Genomic DNA, 1,171 nt, shown 5'->3' with positions numbered 1-1,171 from the left:
CCAGAGGTTCGTCCATCCCGGTCCTCTCGTACTAGGGACAGCCTTTCTCAAGTTTCCTACGCGCACAGCGGATAGGGACCGAACTGTCTCACGACGTTCTAAACCCAGCTCGCGTACCGCTTTAATGGGCGAACAGCCCAACCCTTGGGACCTACTCCAGCCCCAGGATGCGACGAGCCGACATCGAGGTGCCAAACCATGCCGTCGATATGGACTCTTGGGCAAGATCAGCCTGTTATCCCCGGGGTACCTTTTATCCGTTGAGCGACGGCGCTTCCACAAGCCACCGCCGGATCACTAGTCCCGACTTTCGTCCCTGCTCGACATGCCTGTCTCACAGTCAAGCTCCCTTGTGCACTTACACTCGACACCTGATTGCCAACCAGGCTGAGGGAACCTTTGGGCGCCTCCGTTACCTTTTAGGAGGCAACCGCCCCAGTTAAACTACCCACCAGGCACTGTCCCTGATCCGGATCACGGACCGAGGTTAGATATCCAGAACGACCAGAGTGGTATTTCAACGTTGACTCCACCGGCACTGACGTGCCCGCTTCACAGTCTCCCACCTATCCTACACAAGCCGTACCGAACACCAATACCAAGCTGTAGTAAAGGTCCCGGGGTCTTTCCGTCCTGCTGCGCGTAACGAGCATCTTTACTCGTAGTGCAATTTCGCCGAGTTCGTGGTTGAGACAGTGGAGAAGTCGTTACGCCATTCGTGCAGGTCGGAACTTACCCGACAAGGAATTTCGCTACCTTAGGATGGTTATAGTTACCACCGCCGTTTACTGGCGCTTAAGTTCTCAGCGTCGCACTCGCGTGCTAACCGGTCCCCTTAACGTTCCAGCACCGGGCAGGCGTCAGTCCGTATACATCGTCTTGCGACTTGGCACGGACCTGTGTTTTTAGTAAACAGTCGCTTCTCCCTGGTCTCTGCGGCCGATCACGCTCGGGAAGCAAGTTCCGTCACGATCAGGGCCCCCCTTCTCCCGAAGTTACGGGGGTATTTTGCCGAATTCCTTAACCACGATTCACTCGATCGCCTTGGTATTCTCTACCTAACCACCTGAGTCGGTTTGGGGTACGGGCGGCTCGAACCTCGCTAGAAGTTTTTCTCGGCAGCATAGGATCACCCTCTTCCCGCATTCGCGGTCACTATCAGGTCTCAGGC

1 rRNA gene is annotated in these 1,171 nt (G+C 56.0%); it reads right to left on the bottom strand.

Annotated features, from left to right (window positions below):
• Window positions 1-1,171 (bottom strand): 23S ribosomal RNA (locus ACR9ZK_RS21570); the annotation flags it as partial.

This window comes from Monashia sp. HAY1-5C, from assembly GCF_056755255.1.
Note: the sequence above shows the minus strand (reverse complement) of the source record. Positions and strands in the feature narration are given on the sequence as shown.